The following is a 19,810-nucleotide window of genomic DNA, read 5'->3' as shown; positions in this document are numbered from 1 at the left end:
TATGGGGCGTATTTTAACATTGGATGACGTGGAATCCGCAATTGCAGGCGGTTCGGTCTTTGCAGCCGGCGGCGGCGGCTGGGTCGAGCATGGCCGTATGCTGGGCACCACTGCGGTCACCATTGGCCGGCCTGAACTGGTGGATATGGAAGAAGTATCCGACGATGCATGGATTGCCACAGCCGCTGCAATCGGCGCACCAGCCAGCACCACCCAGTGGGAAATGCTCGGCATCGACTATGTGAAAGCCGTTGAGCTGCTGCAATATGAACTGGGCGATGAAGTCTACGGCCTGATGATCGGCCAGAACGGCATGTCCAGCACCATGAATGCATGGCTGCCTTCCGCTGTTCTCGGCACCAAGGTGATTGATGCCGTGGGCGATATCCGTGCGCATCCGACCGGCGATATGGGCTCCATCGGCATGGCCAACAGCCCTGAGCAGATGATCCAGACAGCCGTTGGCGGTCATCGTGATTCCAACTCTTATATCGAACTGGTGACACGTGGCGCGACAGCTAAAATCTCGCCGATCCTGCGCAAAGCCTCCGATATGTCCGGCGGCTTCATCGCCAGCTGCCGTAATCCGCTGCGTGCGTCCTATGTGCGCAAGAATGCAGCGCTCGGCGGTATCTCCCGCGCTCTGACCCTTGGTGAAGCCATTCGCGCAGCTCAAAGCAAAGGCGCAACTGCGGTGATTGATGCAATCTGCAAAACCACCAATGGCAGCATTCTCGCGCAGGGCAAAGTCACCGCCAAGAATGTGCATTACACGCAGGAAGCTTTCGACATCGGCACCATCACCGTGCGTGACGGCAACCGTGATGTGATCCTGCATGTGATGAACGAATATATGGCCGTGGATGACGGTGACGGTCAGCGTCTTGCCACCTTCCCTGATGTGATCACCACGCTCGGTACCAATGGCAGCCCTGTCAGTGTCGGCAATGTCCATGAGGGCATGGAAATTCTGGTGTTCCACATCAACAAGACAGAAATCCCGCTCAGCGCCTCGGTCAAAGACCCGAGCGTATATCCGATCGTCGAAAAGGCACTCGGCATTTCCCTTGCCGATTATGCATTGGCCTGATTTAGCGGTTTAGAAAGTATTATTATGTCCAAGAAACAATTTAACGTCACATCCGGCACCGAGCTGCGCTGTAAGAACTGGCGCGCTGAAGGCCTGCTGCGTTTGATGGAAAACGTGCTGGCTGTGGGTGAAGACCCTGACAATCTGGTGGTCTATGCTGCACTCGGTAAAGCTGCACGCGACTGGCCGTCCCATGACAAGATCGTTGAAAGCCTGCACAAGATTGAAGAAGACGAAACGCTCGTCGTACAGTCCGGCAAGCCGATCGGCATTCTGAAAACCCATAAACAGGCACCGGTCGTGATTATGGCCAACTGTAATATGGTTGGTCAGTGGGCGAAGGCTGAAAATTTCTACGAATGGGAAAAGCAGAACCTGATCTGCTGGGGCGGTCTTACCGCCGGTGACTGGCAGTATATCGGCTCGCAGGGTGTTATTCAGGGCACCTATGAAATCTTCATGCGCATTGCCGAACAGAGCTTCAACAATGATCTGGCCGGTCGTCTGATCCTCACCGCCGGTCTAGGCGGCATGGGCGGCGCGCAGCCGCTGGCAGGCCGTATGGCCGGTGCGGTTACGCTCTGCGTTGAAATCGATCAGGAACGCATTCAGAAGCGCAAGGATATCGGCTTCCTTGACGTGATTGCCAAAGATCTGGACGATGCGCTGGCGCAGGTCAAAACAGCAATGGCCGAGAAACGCGCTGTCTCCATCGGCGTTCACGGCAATGCCGCTGATCTTTATGAGCAAATTCTGGAACGCAATATTATTCCGGACATCGTGACAGATCAGACTTCCGCTCATGATCTGGTTTACGGCTATGTACCGGCGACCCGTTCGCTGGATGAAGCTCGTGCCATGCGTAAAAGCGATCCGCAGACATTGATGAATGAAAGCCGCGCTTCCATCGTTCGTCATGTCACAGCAATGCTTGGCTTCCAGAAGGCCGGTTCAGTGGTTTTTGACAATGGTAACCTGATCCGCACTCACGCCAAAGACGGTGGTGTGGCCGATGCGTTCAATATTCCGGTCTTCACTGAAGCCTTCCTGCGCCCGCTGTTCTGCCGCGCAATTGGCCCGTTCCGCTGGATTGCTTTGTCGAATAATCAGGAAGATATCCGCATTATCGACAATTACATTCTCAAAGCCTTTGCCGGCAATCACATTGTCACCAACTGGATCCATCTCGCCGGTAAAAATGTGCCGTTTGAAGGTCTGCCGGCGCGTATCGCATGGCTTGGTCATGGCGAACGCACCCAGCTGGCACTCGCCGTGAACAGCATGGTGCGTGATGGTACATTGTCCGGCCCTGTTGCCTTTACCCGCGATCATCTTGATGCCGGTGCCATGGCGCATCCGAATATCATGACTGAAAATATGCGTGACGGCTCTGATGCGATTGCCGACTGGCCGCTGATCAATGGTCTGGCAATGTGCTCGTCGCAGGCCGATCTGGTAGCGATCCATTCCGGCGGCGGCGGCTATTCCGGATATATGACCAGCGCGGGTGTCACTGTGGTGGCCGATGGTACAGATGATGCGGATATCCGTGTTGAACTGTCGCTGACCAATGACACATCGCTTGGTGTGATGCGTTATGCCGATGCCGGTTATGAAGAAGCGCTGGACGAAGCGGAAAAGAAAAACATCCGCCACTTCAATCTGGCGTAAAATCTAGATAATCCTCCCCCGTAAAGAGAACAGGCGAAACTCCGGTTTCGCCTGTTTTCATTTCTAATCGCACTATGGTGTAAGCGCCTCGCGCAATTCACGCACCAATTCTCTTTCGGCAACCGTCAGGGTACGGGCATTGGAATAGATCACAAACAACCTGCGCAGAATATGCGGTTTCAGCTCAAGGCTTACCAATGTGCCCTGTTCCAGATCACGGTGCACGGCTGAAACCGGCAGCAGAGTGGCAAGCTTTTCACGCCGGATCATTGCGATCATCATCGGTAGAGAATTGATCTCAATCACCGGCTCAACGGACAGGTTTTGCTCGCTCAACTGTGCATCAAGCAATTGCCGGATTCCAAAAGTCATAGTCGGCAAAACCAGCGGCACCTGACGAAGCGCCTCCAGATCAATCGCTGCACCCTGAGAGAGTTCTGCTGCGAGATCGGGATGACAGATCAACGACAGCGGTTCCTCAACATTGAGGCTGAAACGCGCCATATGCGGCATATCGGTTTCCAGCACGGCAAGGCTGATCACACCCGCCTGTACCCAATCCTGCAAGACACTGGTCGGCGCTTCGAGAATTTGCAGATCAATTTGCGGGTGGCTTTTGCGCCAGCGCAGCACCGCATCGGTCATGCCTGCCAGCAAAGTGCTTTCCTGACTGACAGATGGCAGCACGCCGATACGTAAACGCGACCGGTTGCGCCCCAGCGATCCCGCACTATGTACGGCCATGGATTGCAAACGCGCATCGATCAGATCACTGCCGATACGAAAGACCCGCCCTGCCTCGGTCGGCACCAGCCCGTCACGGCGGCGCTCGAACAACGACTTGCCGATCACCTGCTCCATCTTGCGCAATTGTCCGGTAATGGCCGGTTGCGCGACTTTTGCCATACGAGCGGCGGCTGTGAGATTGCGGTTATTGTCAATCAATCGGAAATAACTGAATTGCCGTCTGGTGAGTTGCGGCTGATAAAGCGGCGACGTTTCACCGGAAATCAGCGCCGCACGAATACGGCGCACAGTCTCTTCCGCTACCGGATGCGGATCGGCAATATGCACCCGTACCTGACTGATGAGCGGCGGATCAAGCGGCACCAGTTTGAGACGATGCAAGCCCATACGGTTTGCCAGCGTACTTTGCGGCACCAGAAAAGCTGTATCAGGGTGCTCCCCGCTTAAACGTGCCAGAGTTCCCGGATGGTCCTGCGTAAAGCGGATATTTTTAACCGGATGTTTGATCAAATAGGCAGAGAGATCATGCAACAGCGGTTCCGGCAGTGCAGGCACAATCACAGGCCCTGCCAGCATATCCTTCAAGGCCGGTGCTTCGCCGGATTGCACCGGAAGACTGCGCGCCAGCACCCACGGATCATCGTGAATGGCGACACCTTTTTTCTCATAGCTGAAAATAATCCGACTGCTTTTCGCACTCTCTGTTAGCGGTAAAGCCGGATCACCATCCGCACTGCCCCAATGCGGCTCAACAAACACATCCGGATAGTCTTTCTGCAAACCGGCAAGCGCCGTACTGATGGCTTTGGAGACATTGCCGAGCGAGAACATCAGCTGGACTTCCACCACAAGATGACTGAATTCGCTCTCTTCGCTACATTCCCGCATCGCTGCCTGACGGGTAAAAGCTTCGGCCTGCAAAAGCGGAATAGCAGCACGATAAAGCCAGCGTCCGGCCACAGTCGGGGTAAGCCCCGCTGGTACGCGACGGAACAATTGTGCGCCGACTTCCTCTTCCAGATTCTGCAGTGCCACGCTGAGTGTTGACAACGCAATGTCCAGCATTTCAGCCGCCTTGCTGAAACTGGTCTGATGGCAGGCCGCCACAAAGTAAGAAAGCTGCCGCAGCTCAATCATAGGCACAGACCTTCATCATCGGTATTCATCATAAATTTCAACGAAATATGCCACAAAGGCAAAAACATTGTCTTGCGAAAATACTATTTCGTTTTTCGCTATGGAGACATTCATTTTTTGTCAAATGCCGACACAAAGTTAAATTGTTACTGTCTCGTATTGCTGGTGGGAGATGAGAGATAAAAGACCACAGCCGGAATGTTTGGGGGAGAGCCAGTCCTATGACGGACGTTACACATAATCCAACTGTTACATCGCATACAAAGCATAATTCCAATGCCAAAAAGGCTGTCGCTGCTGCCTCAATCGGTAATGCTCTGGAATGGTATGATTTTACAATCTACGCCTTGTTTGCGGTTTATATCGCCAAGAACTTCTTTCCTGGCGGCAATGATACTGTCGAACTGATCAAGTCGTTTCTGGCCTTCGGCCTCGGCTTTCTGATCCGTCCGCTGGGCGCGGTTGTACTCGGCGTTTACGCCGACAAAGCCGGCCGTAAAGCAGCGCTGTTTTTAACGATCATGATCATGGCAGCCGGTACTCTGCTGATTGCCATTGCGCCGACCTATGCCGCGATCGGTATCGGCGCACCGATGATTATTCTTGCAGGCCGCGTTTTGCAGGGTTTCTCAGCCGGCGGTGAAGTCGGCAGTGCGGCGGCATTTCTGGTGGAACATGCACCGGAAGGCCAGAAAGGAAAATATGCTGCATGGCTGCAGGCCAGTATGGCATTTTCCAATATTATCGGTGCGTTCGTTGCGCTTGCCGTGACCTCGCTTCTCACCGAAGATCAGGTAGGAGACTGGGGCTGGCGTATTCCGTTTATTCTCGGATTGCTGATTGCTCCTGTCGGGCTGTGGCTGCGTCGTTCTCTGGATGAAACACCTGTTTTCAAAGCTGAATTTGATAAACAAGGAAAAACCGCAGAACATGCACCACTCAAAGAAATCTTCAGCAATTATGGCGGCGCATTACTGAAAGGCACAGCCTTCTCCGTGCTCTGGGCAGCCAGCGTTTATGTGATGATTATCTATATGCCGGTCTATGTGCAGCGCGCATTCGGCTTTACCGGTTCGCAGGCTTTTATCGCCGCCCTGATCGGTAACGTATTAATGGCTATCGGCTGTATCGTTGCCGGTGCGGTTTCCGACAAGATCGGCCGCCGGATAACATTGGCGATTACCACAACTGTACTGCTCATTGCCATTCATCCGCTGTTGTGGTGGCTGCACCACTCACCGACACTCGGCACCCTGATCACTGTTCAGAGCTGCTTCTGTGTTATGGTTGCCGGTGTGGTTGGTGTTGCACCTTCTGCCCTGTCTGAGATCTTCCCGACCCATATCCGTTCAACCGGTATGTCGCTGGCCTACAACATCTCCACCACGATTTTCGGTGGCTTTGCTCCGGCAGCGCTGACATGGCTCGGCACTACCTCGCTCGGCTACAGCGCACCAGCATGGTATGTCAGTATCGCAGCCGTAATCGCATTGTTCGCGATTTTCAAAATGGGCGATAATAAAAAGACAGCCTGACAGTTCTGTCAGTCACACATCCATTGCACCCGTCGTGAGAGCAGTCTTACGACGGGTGTTTTTCATTTTGCTTATGAAACTTTAGGCCTATAGGTCATCAGCTCAGACTCATTTTATTACCCGTATAAGACCTTTTTTATTTCATTAATAACTTGCTATGCCGCCTCATAAAATCTAGAGCGGTTCCAGTTAAAATAAAATCGTTGGAACCGCTCTATCTATTTTTACGCGCATCTTATCCGAAAACCGCTTCGCACTTTTCGGGATACGCTCAAGAGCGGGGTCAGTTATTTGAATAAGGACTATCTGTAATGAAAGCACTTGCGAGCTTTTCGGCCTTTGTAGGCAAGACTTTTGCAGTCTGGGTTTTGCTGTTCGCCGTCCTCGGCTTTATATTCCCTGAGACGTTTAAACAATTCGCCCCTTATATTGTTACTCTGCTCGGTATCATCATGTTCGGTATGGGGCTTACCCTGTCCGTCGATGATTTCCGCGAAGTGGTACGCCGTCCGGTCGATGTAGGTATCGGCGTTGCCTCCCAGTTCCTGATCATGCCGCTGCTTGCTGTACTGCTGACCAGGATCATTCCGATGTCACCGGAAGTGGCTGCCGGTGTTATCCTCGTCGGTTGCTGCCCGGGTGGTACATCCAGTAATGTTATGACTTATCTCGGCAAAGGCGATGTGGCACTGTCTGTTGCCTGCACCAGCGTTACCACACTGGCCGCACCACTGGTGACACCATTCCTCGTCTGGTTCTTTGCCAGCCAGTTCCTGCCGGTTGATGCAATGGCAATGTTTATGAGCATTGTTAAAGTGATCCTTGTGCCGCTGGCACTCGGTGTACTGGCGCAGAAGCTTATTCCGGGCGTCGTTAAAGCTGCCGTACCTGCCCTGCCATTGGTGAGCGTAACCGGTATTGTGCTAATCGTTGCCGCCGTTGTTGCTGGCAGCAAAGGCGCGATTGCAACGTCCGGCCTGCTGATCTTCGTTGTTGTGGTGCTGCATAATGGTATCGGCTATCTGCTCGGCTTTACCGCTGCCAAACTCACCGGCATGTCTCTGACCAAGCGTAAAGCCATTGCGATTGAAGTCGGTATGCAGAACAGCGGTCTGGGGGCCGCCCTTGCCAATGCGCATTTCTCGCCTCTGGCCGCGGTGCCAAGCGCGATCTTCAGCGTATGGCACAATATTTCCGGTGCCCTGCTGGCGAATTATTTTGCCCGCATGAAAAACGACTGATTAATACACCTGAATGAGAAAGACCGGCTCATCCGTCAGAATGAACCGGTCTTTTTTTATGCTTTCCGGTTCATCCGGTAGATCAGCAATGCTGTTGCAAAAATCAGCAATGAGGCCGTTGCAATCACCCACATAAAGGCCTGATCGAAGGCCACAAAGCCAACCTCACGCAGATGCTGCGCCTGTTCCGCAGGCAGGGTCTCTGCCAATAACAGCGCCTCATCCAGACTGTCACGGATTGTTTCCGGAAAACCCGATCCCTCCGGAACAATCATGAAAGCCGTATAGATCGCCGTCATCAGACTACCGAAAATGGTGACACCCGTTGCACCGCCAAGCTCGTAGGATACTTCCTCAACGGAAGCTGCCATACCCGCTTTTTCTTCAGGCGCATTGCCCATGATTGCGGTTGAAGCACCGGTCATTGCGGCACCGACACCAAAACCCATAATCATCAGGCCGATCAGCCAGATATGCGGCTGCATCTGGAAGCTGAACAGATAAAGCGCAGTACCAAGACCGGTAATCAGCATACCACCCCAAAGCACACGAGCCTCACCAATTTTTGGCAGCCCCCAGCCAACCAGCGGCCCCGCAACAAAGGCAGCCAGCGGAATTGGCAGAATGAGCAGACCGGCCTGCAGCGGTGAATAACCGGCAACAAGCTGCAAACGCTGGCTGAAAACCAGCTCTACGCCGATCAGAGCTGCCGAAGAAACAGAAGCCGCCATCACGCCCGATGAAAATTTGCGGTTACCAAACAGTGAGAAGTCAACCAGCATACCATTGGTTGCCCGCTGCCTGCGGTAGAACACTGCCAGCGCAATCAGACCAACAATCATAGAGACGACAAAGAGCAACATGGAGCTGTCACGCTTAGCCAGTTCTTTCAGTGCGAAAGTCACACCCACAAGACCAATCATGACCTGAACGGAGCCAATCAGATCCCATTGACGGCTTGTATTGCCCGGACGTGTCTCCAGCACAGTCAAGGCCAGAACCAGCGCAATCAGTACAACCGGCACATTGATAAGGAAGACAGAACCCCACCAGAAATATTCCAGCAATATACCGCCGACCACAGGGCCGAAGGCGGCACCACCGGAGGCGACCGCCGCCCAGATACCGATTGCGAAAGAGCGCTCGTGCTCATCCTCAAAAGTCAGACGAATAATCGAGAGTGTTGCCGGCATCATCATTGCAGCACCGACAGCGAGCAGCACACGGGCAGCAATCAGCATTTCCGCATTTGGTGCATAGGCTGCGGCGAGTGACGCAACACCAAAAACCACAAGCCCCGCTGTGAACATACGTTTATGCCCCAGACGATCACCAAGACTGCCGACCCCCGGCAACAGGCCTGCAACGACCAGCGGGTAAGCATTAATAATCCAGAGTTTCTCTGATGCGCTGGCCGCAAGATCATGGGTAAGCCGCGGCAATGCTGTGTAAAGCACAGTCATATCAATCACGATCAGGAATAATGCACTTGAGACGATGGCCAGTACCAGCCAGCGATTATGCAATGTCATTGATAATATCCACTTCTTCTGTGCTGAAGTTTCAGCACTTTTATAACCTGCCCCGCAGAACGACAAAATGCACCGTTTTACGGAAAAAGCTTGAAACCTGATGGTCGTTAATTTAAATCCATACGTATGGAAAGTAAAAAACTCAAAAAAATTGGCCGTCCTCGCACCATTGACCGCAATCATTTGCTGGATCTGGCCGAAAAGATCGTTGTGGAGCATGGCGCACCGGCTTTGACCATTGATGCGCTGGCCAAGGCTGCCGGCATCACCAAGGGCGGTGTGCAATATTGTTTTGGCAATAAAGACGGGCTGGTCAATGCCATGCTGACACGCTGGGGTATTGATTTCGACAAACAAGTGACCGCCATGCAGAATGGCAGAACCGATGCCCTCTCCCATATAGCGGCGCATATTCGTGTGACAAGGGACAGTGACCCTCTTGGTGATTCACGTCTTGCAGCTATGCTTGCCAGCCTTGAACCAAGTTCAGAGCAGCTGGATAAAACACGGCAATGGTATCGCAAACAACTGGACGGGCTGGATGTTTCCACCCGGCAAGGCCGCAACACCCGCCTTGCATTCATCGCTAATGAAGGTGCTTTTCTGCTGCGCAGTTTCCAGCTTTTTGATCTGAATGAAGAAGAATGGCAGCAGATTTTCCACGATATTGAAAAACTGCTGCCCAAAGATGCTGATGATTAATCAGAATTATTAATCATAAAGTGCATCAGCAAGAATGCGCACAGCTTCTGCCGTACGCGGGCCGAAACCAAGCATATATGGCCCGTCAAGCACGATCAGCGCTTTGTTTCGGGCTGCGGGTGTATTTTGCAGCGCTTTGTCCGAAAACACATCCTCTGCTTTAGGACCGCCTGCCCCGTCGGACAGCATCAGCACCACTTCCGGCTCCGCTTCCAGCAACCATTCTGCTGACACGGCTTTATAGCCCTTATAGACCGAGAGCGGATTAACACCCCCTGCATGACGGATAAAGGCATCTGCCGCCGTGTCGCTGCCCGCACCGCTCAATTTCGCCAGTCCGTGAAAGAACACCACTTTCTTTCCGCGCCCTTCCGATACTTTACGCACATGCGCCATAGCGGCATCAAAATCTGCAGTGACTGATTTTGTCAGCGCGTCCCCCTGCGGCTCCAGTTGCAGGCGTGCGGCAATCAAGCTGATTTTTGTAACCAGTCCCTCACGACTGTTAACCGCCGGAATATACAGCACAGGCACACCGGACTGGTTAAGCACATCCACCACTTCCGGAGGGCCGATATCTTCAGACGCGATAATCAGATCTGGATGCAGAGCCAGTACACCTTCGGCTGACAGGCTGCGGCGATAACCGACATTGGTCTTACTGGCTGTATCCGCCGGATATTTGCTGCTGCGGTCAAGAGCGATGATTTTTTCATCCGCGCCGAGTGCATAGACGATTTCGGTCACATCAGGCCCGAGCGTAATAATACGTTGTGCCGTCCCCTGTTGCTGCGCAGCACGGGCAGAACTCACATTCAGCCAGAACACCACAACGACCAGAGCAATAGTGAGCAAAAATATTGCCTTCATCGCGTAATAATCGGGATGATTTTTCGCTTTAGTGAACAATCGTCTGATTTGCATAATTAAAGTTGACTCTATTTATCATGATTTATATAGCCTCTAATTAATATGAGTTAATGAGTCAACTTAATGTATGCCAATAGCCGGAAATTCCTCCCGCTGTGAACCGGCAGCATCATCGGGGGCAATATGAAAATCTCTCAGAATTCCGCTTTTCGTCTGCTGAGCACAACCGTGCTCAGTACAATCGGGCTGTTCGCATTCAGCGCAACACCTCTTCTTGCCCAGACAAAGCCTGTCAAAACCCAGCAACAAACAGACGAGCAAAAAAACGCTGACAAAGCGAAGTCACAGGTGCTGGAACTTGATACCATCACCATCTCGCCGCTCAGCAATGATCAGGCGGTGATTGATGCGATTGCTTCCACCAGTCTGATCTCCCGCCAGCAGATCGACCGCATTCAACCGACAACCGCTGCCGATATTTTCCGCTTCACACCAGGTGTTCACGCCTCGCTCAATGGTGATGATCCGGCAACCTCGATTAATATTCGCGGCCTTCAGCAATATGGCCGTGTTGCTGTGACGCTGGACGGCGCAAGACAGGATTACTGGCGTGTCGGCCACGGTTCCGGTTCCTTCTATATTGAACCGGAACTGCTCAAGCAGGTTACCGTTATCCGTGGACCCGTTTCCAACATCTACGGCTCCGGTGCCATTGGCGGCGTGGTTGCTTTTGAAACCAAGGATGCGCGCGATTTTCTCTATGACGGTGAGACATGGGCTTTGAGCGAGAAGCTACGCTATGAAAGCAATGGCAAAGGCTTCCTCACCAGTACAACCGGCGCCTACCGTTTTAATGAAAACTTCGATGTAATCGGTAATCTCAATTACCGTGACAGTGATGAATATAAGAATGGTGACGGTGATTATGTACGCTGGACCGGTGAAAAGGCCATCAGCGGCATGGGTAAAGTCACCCTGCGCCCCGCAGAAGGCCATGAGCTAAAATTCGGCATCTCCCGCCAGAAATATGAGGACATCATCACCGGCAGCAGCGGCTCAGCGTCTCCAACCTTGTCCCGCTATGATGCTGATACTGTGGTGAGCACCTATACAGGCAGCTACACCTACAAGCCGGATGACAACCCGTTCTGGGACCTGTCCGTCAATGCCTATCACAGCGCAACGGATAATGACCAGTTTCAAGTCTGGCAGCTGAAAGACTATGGAAAAACCCGTTATTATGATGTTTCGACATCCGGTTTCCGCGCCCATAACAGCTCGCGTTTTGAAACCGAGAGCCTGAAACACACTATTACCTACGGCATGGATTATTATAAATTACGCGGACGTTCCGATACCGACAATTTCGGTAATGGTGAGCAGCAGGCCTATGGCGGCTTTGTGCAATGGCAGGGCGAGTATCAGAAATGGCTCGAACTGATCGGTGCAGTGCGCTATGACGGTTATAATCTGGACGGCACCAGCAAGGCCTCTCCGGGCAATCCGTCTCAAGATGTCAGCCTCGACGGCAACCGCATCTCGCCGCGCCTGAGTGTTGGTATTACGCCGGTTGAGGGCATTCAGTTCTACGGGCTTTATGCGCAGGGTTATCGTGTTCCGCATATGCAGGATGTGTTCCGCCAAAACGGTTCTCACGGTTCCGGCTATGAGCCGAACCTGTTTCTCAAACCGGAAGTCGCCACCACCTATGAGGCGGGCATCAATCTGCGGCAGGATAATCTGATTGAAGCCGGAGATCAGCTGCGCACCAAACTGAATATCTTCCACACTGATGTGAAAGATTACATCAACACGGTTAAAATCAGTAATTACACGACATCGGAAAATGTCGGCACTGCCCGTCTGCGTGGCGTAGAGCTGGAGGGCACCTATGATACATGGTGGGGTTATGTGAACCTCGCCGCCTCCTATACCGATGCGGAAATGAAAGACGGCATTTACAAAGGCGAATCCCTGAGCAACACGCCGCTGCATAATTTCAGCGCCGCGCTGGGTCTTAAAGCACTGGATGACCGTCTGGTTTACGGCATTGAATATCAGAGCCTTGGTAAAGTTACCCGTGCGATCAGCAATGGCGTGACTGTCTATCCGCGCACCGATCTGGTGAATGTCTTTGCCAACTGGCAGGTCACTGACAATGTGAATCTCGACTTCGGCATCGATAATGTCTTCAACAAAGCCTATACCGACGCACAAACCGGCTGGGCAACAACCACAGATATAGAACAAGGCAAAGGCCGCACTTTCAAAGTAGCCATTACCGGACGTTTCGGCGGTTAAAACGCCAATCCTCTCCAGTCTGGCAGGCGGCATTTTGTGCTGCCTGTCTTTTTTGCTTTCATCCTGTTTCCAAAATCGAGAACACCGTGTCAGAGCATTCATTATCACTGCACAGCTATGCCAATATCCGCCTCGTCAACGGAGCAACCTACCTGCCACCGATTATCGACCGCCTGAATTCCTATGAAGCGCATTATGATGTGCATGAAGAACTGCACGCATTTTATTACCCTTTCGGGCAGATCGAACTAAAATCGCAGCCTGAAGGTTATCAGGTTTCATTACGCGCCGGTGAAACTGTCGGCCTGAGCCGCCTGAAAGATCTGGCTGCCGTTGCCATCAAACTCTATACCAAAGAAGAAGCACCGGACATTCTCTGGGAAGGCGATCATGCCGGCGAGCAGGCACTACCGCAGTTCCGGCTGATGACCGTTGTCTCTGCCCGCTATTTCACACCGCATATGCTGCGTATTCGTTTTAGCGGTGAAGACCTCAAACGTTTTTCCCTGTTCGGTGCGATGCATGTGCGGTTACTACTACCGACCCAAGATGTGTCTCGGCCTGTCTGGCCGATCATGGGACCGAACGGCCTGCCCTTCTGGCCGGATGAAGCAAAGCGACCGGCAGCGCGTGCTTACACCATCCGCAATCTCAATATTGAAGAAGGCTGGATGGAAATTGACTTCTATATTCATGAAACCGAAGGGCTGGCCAGCCAATGGGCTAAAAATACCCGCGAAGGTGATATTGCCGGTCTGATGGGGCCGGTTGGCCGTCCGCTGCGACAAGCAAAACAATATCTGATCGGTACGGATATGACCGGCCTGCCCGCTGTAGGGCGGATGCTGGAAGAATTCGCACCCGATGTTACCGGCCATGTGCTGATTGCCGTTGATGCGCAATCTGATATTCAGCCGCTCACACATCCTGAAGGCGTGGCTATCGAATGGATTGTGAATGCCGATCAGGATGCAGCAGCAACAGTGCTGACAGACAAGCTCTGCGCTTTGCCCTGGCCGGCCGGTAATGACAGTTTCGGCTGGTTTGCCGGTGAAGCTGACTGTGCCAAAATCATGCGTGATTACTGGCGCAAACAGCTTGGTAAATCCCGTGATCAGACACTGGTTGCCGGTTACTGGCAGAAAGATTCAACCGGCTTCATGGCCGGTTGATATTTACTGCAACGGCCACCAGAACATCAAAACCGGTACAGCCACACAGATAATAATGAAAGACAAAGGCAGGCCAAGGCGCGGATAATCACTGAAACGATATCCACCCGGCCCCATCACCAGCGTATTGCACTGGTGTCCGATCGGCGAAAGAAAATCACAACCGGCACCAATCGCCACAGCCATCAGAAATGCTTCGGGTTTAAAGCCGAGACCTGAGGCAAAACTGGTGGCAATCGGCGCCATTACCAGCACTGTCGCCGCATTATTGAGAAATGGTGTGACCGCCATTGCTGTAATCAAAATCAGAGCCAGCGCACCGGCAGGCGGCATTTGATGTGCGAAAATTGTCAGCCATTGCGCGATCACATCCGTTGCACCGGTTGTGCGCAAGGCGTCACTGACCGGAATAAGCGCAGCCAGCATCACGAGAATCGGCCCGTCAACGGATGAATAAACCTCACTGACCGGAATAACCCGAAAGACGACCATAGCCACTGCCGCGGCAAAGAAGGCGATTGAAACAGGCACAACGCCCAAGGCAGTTATTCCGATCGCAACCAGCAGGATCGACAGCGGGATAAGCCCGCGCCGGACACTGCCGAGCAGGATTGTGCGCCGTGCCAGCGGCAGGCAGCCCAGTTCGCGCAGCAATGGCGGCAAAATCCCCTGCCGTCCCTGCAACACCACCACATCGCCCTGATGCAGAATAACCTCGCGCAAACGCTCACTGATACGCTCACCCTGACGGCTTACCGCCAGCAGATTAACATCATAATTCTCATAAAGATTAAGCCCGCGTGCCGATGTGCCGATCAGCGCAGAATCCTTACCGATCACCGCCTCAATGGCTTCGATTTCAGCAGAACCGGAATTCTCCGAGGGTACGCGGTCTTCCGACAGTTTGAGCTTACCGTTGCTGACAATCGCATCCAGCGCTTTCGGATCACCTTCCAGCAGAATAATATCGCCTTCAGCAATCACTGTATCCGGCAACGGCGCAACGCGTTTCGTATCGCGCAAGATGGATGTGACCATCGCATTGCCTTCAGCCGGTTTCACAAGATCAGTAATCTTTTTACCGATAACAGTCGCACCTTTCGGCACCCGCGCTTCCGAAACATAATTGCGAATTTCAATGGCCTCATCCACGCTAACATTTTCGCGCGTGCGCTGCGGAACCAGCCAGTAGAACAGTGCCAGATAAATAATCCCTACCACCGCCAGCGTTGCGCCGACCGGTGTGAAATCAAACATGGTGAAACTCTCGCCCACCATTTCAGCGCGTACACGCGAGACCACAATATTGGGCGATGTGCCGACCTGCGTCATCAATCCGCCAAGCAGCGCACCAAATGCCATCGGCATCAGGAAAATCGAAGGTGATACATTGGAGCGACGCGCGAATTGCAGCGCAACCGGAATCATAATGGCCAGAGCGCCGACATTTTTTACGAAAGCCGAGAGAACTGTCACCACCCCGACAAGCAACAGCATTTGCAGCCGCACAGCATTAAGATGCGGCACAAAACGCTGCACCGCCGCCTCCATCAGGCCGGAACGTGCCACACCGGCACTGACAATCAGCGCACTGCCGACAATGATAACAATATCATCCGCAAAACCGGTGAAAGCTTTGTCATAGGGAACCAGACCGAGACTGACAGAGATCAGCAGAAAGCACAGAGCAACCACATCATAGCGAAACCGATCCCAGATAAAGACAGCCATCATCAAAGCGATAACCATGAGTGCCAATATCTGATGCAAGGTCATACGGCCTGCTCTCCCTGTCTTTTCCCGTCTCTGTCATGAGTAAAGGGAATCGCATCTGCATATTTCAGCTTTTATACAGCAGACAGAATATTTTTCTTTTATTGATTTGGGGAGAGAAAAAAGGCGACATAAATGCCGCCTTTTAAAAAATTAAATATCTCAATGTTTTCATATCGTAATACGAAAATATTTATCTGCGATATGAAGGTTTATCTGTTTTTCCTCAGATAACAGAAACCACCCATGCAACAATCTGTCTGGTCACATCACTGAAACCGGCATCCAATGCGCGGATATAGGCTTTGTTACCAGCGCCGCTGACCGGTGCGGAGGAAGTGAAGACCCGTGTGGCACGCACTTCACCTGTCTTGTCATTCAGCACACGAACAGCCAGTTCTATCTTGGCTGTCTGCGGTGAGGACGATGCATTGATACCGAAATCACGCAACTCCGCCTGCACCTGATAATTGATGGCGAGACCGTCCCCCGGACGTCCGACACCACCAACAGCATTGCTGTTTTCAAATGCCTGCACCAGACGTGCCTGAACCAGATTGGTCAGACGGTCACCCCATTGTGCCCCTTTCAGATAGGTAATGGAGCCCGGTGCATCGTGAATAACGATATTCTCACTGTCCAAAGCTTTGAGTGCTGCCGGTGTCGGCACCAATATCTGCACATTCTTACGCTTCTGCGAAACCTGCACCTGCGGCGATGAGCTGAGGCTGAATGTATCGAGCGGTGTTGTCGTACAGCCGGCCAGCAACACTGCGGCACCGAGAACTGTCAGTTTATAGTTCAGAATATGCTTCAGCATCAGTGACGTTTCCTTCCGTCATATTGCGGCACAGTGCCTGAACCACCAAAAATAATACGCTGCGGATCCCGCTCAAGATCGGTAATCGCCTGTTCAATACGCTGCAGCGAACGGCGGCTGTCCACGACAACCGACTGTACATCGCTTAAGCCCTTGCCCGAAAAGCGCGCCAGATTATCCGCAATCGGAGCCAGACGCTTGTCCAGATTGTCCGAAGTTTTCTGAATAGAAGCGAGCGTCGCTTTCGCCTGTGCCACAACACCTTCACGGTCTTCCGGCGACAACAGCTTGTCCACTTTGGCCATGATGCCGTCCACGCGCTTGGATGCCTCATTCAGGCGCTGCATCATTTCACGCGCTTCCTGGATCGTCTTCTGAACATCCGCAGCATTATCGCCGATCGCACTGATAACATCAGCATTTTTGGCCAGCGCATCGGTAAAGGTCTTGGCATTATTAACTGTATCTGTCAGCGGGCCACGGGCATCATTGACAAAGCCCTCCAGCCCGCCAAGCACGCGCTCGGTACGACCGAAGATATCTTTCGCAGTCGCCATCAGATCGGTAAAGATTGACGGATCAGCATTGATACGCGCCACATAGCCGCCCTTCTCCGCCTCTTCCATCAGATTAGGCTCCATCAGGCTGCCGCCTTTGAGTTCGACAAATGCGATACCTGTCAATCCCTGAGAAGAAAGCTCAGCCTTGGTGGAACGGGTAATCGGCGTTGTGCGGTTCACTTCAGACTGCACAATCACCATATTCGGATTGAGCGGATCGAGGAACATCTGGCGCACGTCACCAACCTTAATCCCGTTAAACAGCACCTGACTGCCCTTGGACAGACCGGTAACCGAACCGGGAATACGGATTTCCAGCGGCAACGTATCATTGCCGTCACCGAAACGCGCAGCCCAATAAACGAAACCAAATGCGGCAAGTGTCACAGCAAGTGTGAAAATACCGACCAGAACATAATTGGCTTTTGTTTCCATTACTGATTCAATTCCGTATTTGGTCCGAATTGGGACCCGTATCAAGATTTGTAGTCTGGTTTTCGGTCCCGCTCAAATCCGTTCCCTTTTTCTCAACCGGTATTGCTGAGCTTTTGCGCCGGCGGTTTGCTGCATTCATATCAATCTGCCGTGCTCTCTTACCGTTGAAATAGGTCTGTACCCAAGGATCGTCAAATTTTAGCAATTCTTCCACTGTGCCATCTACCAGCACTTTCTTTTGTCCTAATACAGCAATTCGGTCGCAAATTGCAAAAAGGCTATCAAGATCATGGGTTACCATATAAACGGTCAGCCCCATCGTATCGCGCAAATTGGCAATCAGATCATCGAAATCTGCCGCACCGATCGGATCAAGCCCTGATGTCGGCTCGTCGAGAAACACGACTTCAGGATCCAGCGCCAAAGCACGTGCCAGTGCAGCGCGCTTAATCATACCACCGGAAAGTTCAGACGGATATTTCTCCGCCGTGTCCGGTTTCAGCCCCACCAGATCAATTTTGAGCCGTGCCAGCTCATTCATCAGCTTTGGCGACAGGTCGAGATATTCGCGCATCGGCACCTGAATATTTTCCAGCACTGTCAGCGAGGAAAATAGCGCGCCTTGCTGAAAAAGCACCCCCATACGCATATCAATCGCCATTTTCTGGCGTTCATTAACCTTGTCGACATCCTGCCCGAAAATATCAATCAGGCCGGATTTCTTCTGGTTCAGCCCCAGAATAGTGCGCATCAGCACCGACTTACCCGAGCCTGACGGGCCGATAAAACCAAGAACCTCGCCGCGGCGAATATCCAGATCCAGCTTGTCCAAAATCACATTACGACCAAAAGCAACCGTGACATCACGCACGGAGATCACGGCTTCCTGCGCCGCTCCTGCATCTGTGCCCTGTGATGGCTGCCGGTTGTCTTTACTTGTCATATTCATCCGTATGTTTATCGCAGCTAATTTTTTAAAACTCGATGGCTGCGTAGAAAATCGCAAACAACCCGTCCACGACAATCACCACAAAAATCGATTTCACCACCGATGAGGTAACGCGCCGTCCCAGTGATTCTGCGCTGCCCTTTACCTTCATACCTTCAACCGAGGCCATAATACCGATAATCATCGCCATGAAAGGCGCTTTAATCAGACCTGCAAGATAGGTTGAAGTCACAATCGCGTCACGCAGACGGCTGAGAAATGCTTCAGGCGGAATACCGGAATAGGCCCAGGCAACAAAACCGGCACCGGCCAAAGCAGCAAGATCGGCAATGATTGTCAGCATTGGCAAAACAATCACCAGCGCCACCAGCCTCGGAAACACCAGTACACCGACAGGGTTCAAACCGATAACTGTCAGCGCATCGGTTTCCTCGCGCATTTTCATCGAGCCGATTTCCGCAGTGATCGCACTGCCGGATCGCCCCGCAATCATAATTGCAGTGAGCAACACCCCGATTTCACGCAGCACGAGAATACCGACCAGATCGACAACAAAAATTTCCGCACCGAAATAGCGCAACTGAAAAGCGCCCTGCTGGGCAATAATCGCACCGATAATCGTCGACATCAGCAACACAACGGGAATCGCACCGACCCCCATACGGTCGATCTGATTGACGATAGCTGCATAGCTGATGCCATTGCCACGGCCGGACTTCATCTGCGAACCGCGGATCGTCGCGCCGAGAATATGCATCGACATCAAAAAATCATCGCGTGCCGCATACATAAAGCGGCCGAGCTTATCGAGCAGAGCAATTGCGAAAAACGGGCGATGATGCTTTTCAGGCAGCTGATAGCGCTCAACCGCAGCGCCGACCTCTTCCAGCAGCGGTGTCCAGCTCGGGCGGATATTATCAATATGCACACTGATCTGCTGTTTGCTCAGCGCAACGCGCAGACGCTCAATCAGCCATGCTCCGGCCGTATCGAGACCGGATATGTCACCCATATCCACTTTCACAACCGGTGCCTGCATTTTATCTGCAAGACCGCTTTCCAGCTTGCGCATCTGATTATCAACGCGGGCGACAGTCAGCGACGTCCAGCGGCCGGATAAAGAGATAATAGTCACACCATCATCCGCCACCACATTAATTTCGGGTGCGGATGCAGAGCTGCTACTTGTTTTACCCGTTTTATCGGTCAACATGCGTCTTCCAAAACCTGAGTCTGTTTGGAAATATCCGGATCAGATATGCACCGGATTACTTC

General features: G+C 52.5%; 15 protein-coding genes. 7 read left to right on the top strand and 8 right to left on the bottom strand.

Translation table 11 applies throughout. The features are described from left to right. The first annotated feature begins 1 nt into the window (after nucleotide 1). Nucleotides 2–1,090 (top strand): thiohydantoin desulfurase, encoded by a 1,089-nt coding sequence (ertC, locus tag HBA93_RS04515; RefSeq protein ID WP_221722478.1) that lies wholly within the window; start codon nucleotides 2–4, stop codon nucleotides 1,088–1,090. A 24-nt stretch (nucleotides 1,091–1,114) separates the two neighbouring features. Beyond that, nucleotides 1,115–2,761, top strand: coding sequence for a thiourocanate hydratase (gene ertB, locus HBA93_RS04510; protein ID WP_221722477.1), 1,647 nt, complete (start codon nucleotides 1,115–1,117; stop codon nucleotides 2,759–2,761). Between the two features lie 72 nt (nucleotides 2,762–2,833). On the opposite strand, the gene HBA93_RS04505 is transcribed toward ertB, so the two are convergent. Then, nucleotides 2,834–4,645: a LysR family transcriptional regulator gene (locus HBA93_RS04505; protein WP_221722476.1), complete on the bottom strand. Its 1,812-nt coding sequence runs from the start codon at nucleotides 4,643–4,645 to the stop codon at nucleotides 2,834–2,836. A 221-nt stretch (nucleotides 4,646–4,866) separates the two neighbouring features. On the opposite strand from HBA93_RS04505, the gene HBA93_RS04500 reads away from it, so the two are divergent. Together HBA93_RS04500 and HBA93_RS04495 are read left to right on the top strand one after the other, a co-directional pair. Then, complete coding sequence (locus tag HBA93_RS04500) at nucleotides 4,867–6,180, top strand: MFS transporter (RefSeq protein ID WP_121992690.1); 1,314 nt, start codon at nucleotides 4,867–4,869, stop codon at nucleotides 6,178–6,180. A 311-nt stretch (nucleotides 6,181–6,491) separates the two neighbouring features. Continuing rightward, nucleotides 6,492–7,421, top strand: a complete 930-nt coding sequence (locus HBA93_RS04495; RefSeq protein WP_221722475.1) for a bile acid:sodium symporter family protein — start codon at nucleotides 6,492–6,494, stop codon at nucleotides 7,419–7,421. Between the two features lie 56 nt (nucleotides 7,422–7,477). Here the strand turns inward: HBA93_RS04495 and HBA93_RS04490 are convergent, their stop codons facing one another. Beyond that, a complete protein-coding gene (locus tag HBA93_RS04490) occupies nucleotides 7,478–8,953 on the bottom strand; it encodes an MFS transporter (RefSeq protein ID WP_221722474.1) in 1,476 nt (491 codons plus the stop codon). A 126-nt stretch (nucleotides 8,954–9,079) separates the two neighbouring features. On the opposite strand from HBA93_RS04490, the gene HBA93_RS04485 reads away from it, so the two are divergent. Next, on the top strand, nucleotides 9,080–9,655 hold the full coding sequence (locus HBA93_RS04485) for a TetR/AcrR family transcriptional regulator (protein ID WP_221722473.1): 576 nt from the start codon (nucleotides 9,080–9,082) through the stop codon (nucleotides 9,653–9,655). 9 nt (nucleotides 9,656–9,664) lie between these two features. On the opposite strand, the gene HBA93_RS04480 is transcribed toward HBA93_RS04485, so the two are convergent. After that, a complete protein-coding gene (locus tag HBA93_RS04480; protein ID WP_286201752.1) occupies nucleotides 9,665–10,510 on the bottom strand; it encodes a heme/hemin ABC transporter substrate-binding protein in 846 nt (281 codons plus the stop codon). 198 nt (nucleotides 10,511–10,708) lie between these two features. Here HBA93_RS04480 and HBA93_RS04475 point away from each other — a divergent pair, with 198 nt between their 5' ends. Then, nucleotides 10,709–12,826, top strand: coding sequence for a TonB-dependent hemoglobin/transferrin/lactoferrin family receptor (locus tag HBA93_RS04475; RefSeq protein ID WP_221722472.1), 2,118 nt, complete (start codon nucleotides 10,709–10,711; stop codon nucleotides 12,824–12,826). Between the two features lie 86 nt (nucleotides 12,827–12,912). Then, nucleotides 12,913–13,998, top strand: a complete 1,086-nt coding sequence (locus HBA93_RS04470; RefSeq protein WP_221722471.1) for a siderophore-interacting protein — start codon at nucleotides 12,913–12,915, stop codon at nucleotides 13,996–13,998. A 3-nt stretch (nucleotides 13,999–14,001) separates the two neighbouring features. Here HBA93_RS04470 and HBA93_RS04465 read toward each other — a convergent pair whose 3' ends face one another. The 5 genes from HBA93_RS04465 to HBA93_RS04445 form a co-directional block, all read right to left on the bottom strand. Continuing rightward, nucleotides 14,002–15,774 carry an SLC13 family permease gene (locus tag HBA93_RS04465; protein WP_221722470.1) on the bottom strand — a complete coding sequence of 591 codons (1,773 nt, stop codon included), beginning with the start codon at nucleotides 15,772–15,774 and terminating at the stop codon, nucleotides 14,002–14,004. A gap of 223 nt (nucleotides 15,775–15,997) precedes the next feature. Further along, complete coding sequence (locus HBA93_RS04460) at nucleotides 15,998–16,591, bottom strand: ABC-type transport auxiliary lipoprotein family protein (protein WP_022710367.1); 594 nt, start codon at nucleotides 16,589–16,591, stop codon at nucleotides 15,998–16,000. Further along, nucleotides 16,591–17,586, bottom strand: a complete 996-nt coding sequence (locus tag HBA93_RS04455) for an MlaD family protein (protein WP_022710368.1) — start codon at nucleotides 17,584–17,586, stop codon at nucleotides 16,591–16,593. The genes HBA93_RS04460 and HBA93_RS04455 overlap by 1 nt, the downstream gene beginning before the upstream one ends. 7 nt (nucleotides 17,587–17,593) lie before the next feature. Continuing rightward, entirely contained in the window at nucleotides 17,594–18,529 is a 936-nt protein-coding gene (locus HBA93_RS04450) for an ABC transporter ATP-binding protein (RefSeq protein ID WP_121992698.1), read from the bottom strand. A 31-nt stretch (nucleotides 18,530–18,560) separates the two neighbouring features. Beyond that, complete coding sequence (locus HBA93_RS04445; RefSeq protein WP_221722469.1) at nucleotides 18,561–19,748, bottom strand: ABC transporter permease; 1,188 nt, start codon at nucleotides 19,746–19,748, stop codon at nucleotides 18,561–18,563. Between the last annotated feature and the right edge of the window lie 62 nt (nucleotides 19,749–19,810).

The organism is Ochrobactrum sp. SFR4 (genome assembly GCF_019730395.1).
Classification (GTDB): domain Bacteria; phylum Pseudomonadota; class Alphaproteobacteria; order Rhizobiales; family Rhizobiaceae; genus Pseudochrobactrum.
Note: the sequence above shows the minus strand (reverse complement) of the source record. Positions and strands in the feature narration are given on the sequence as shown.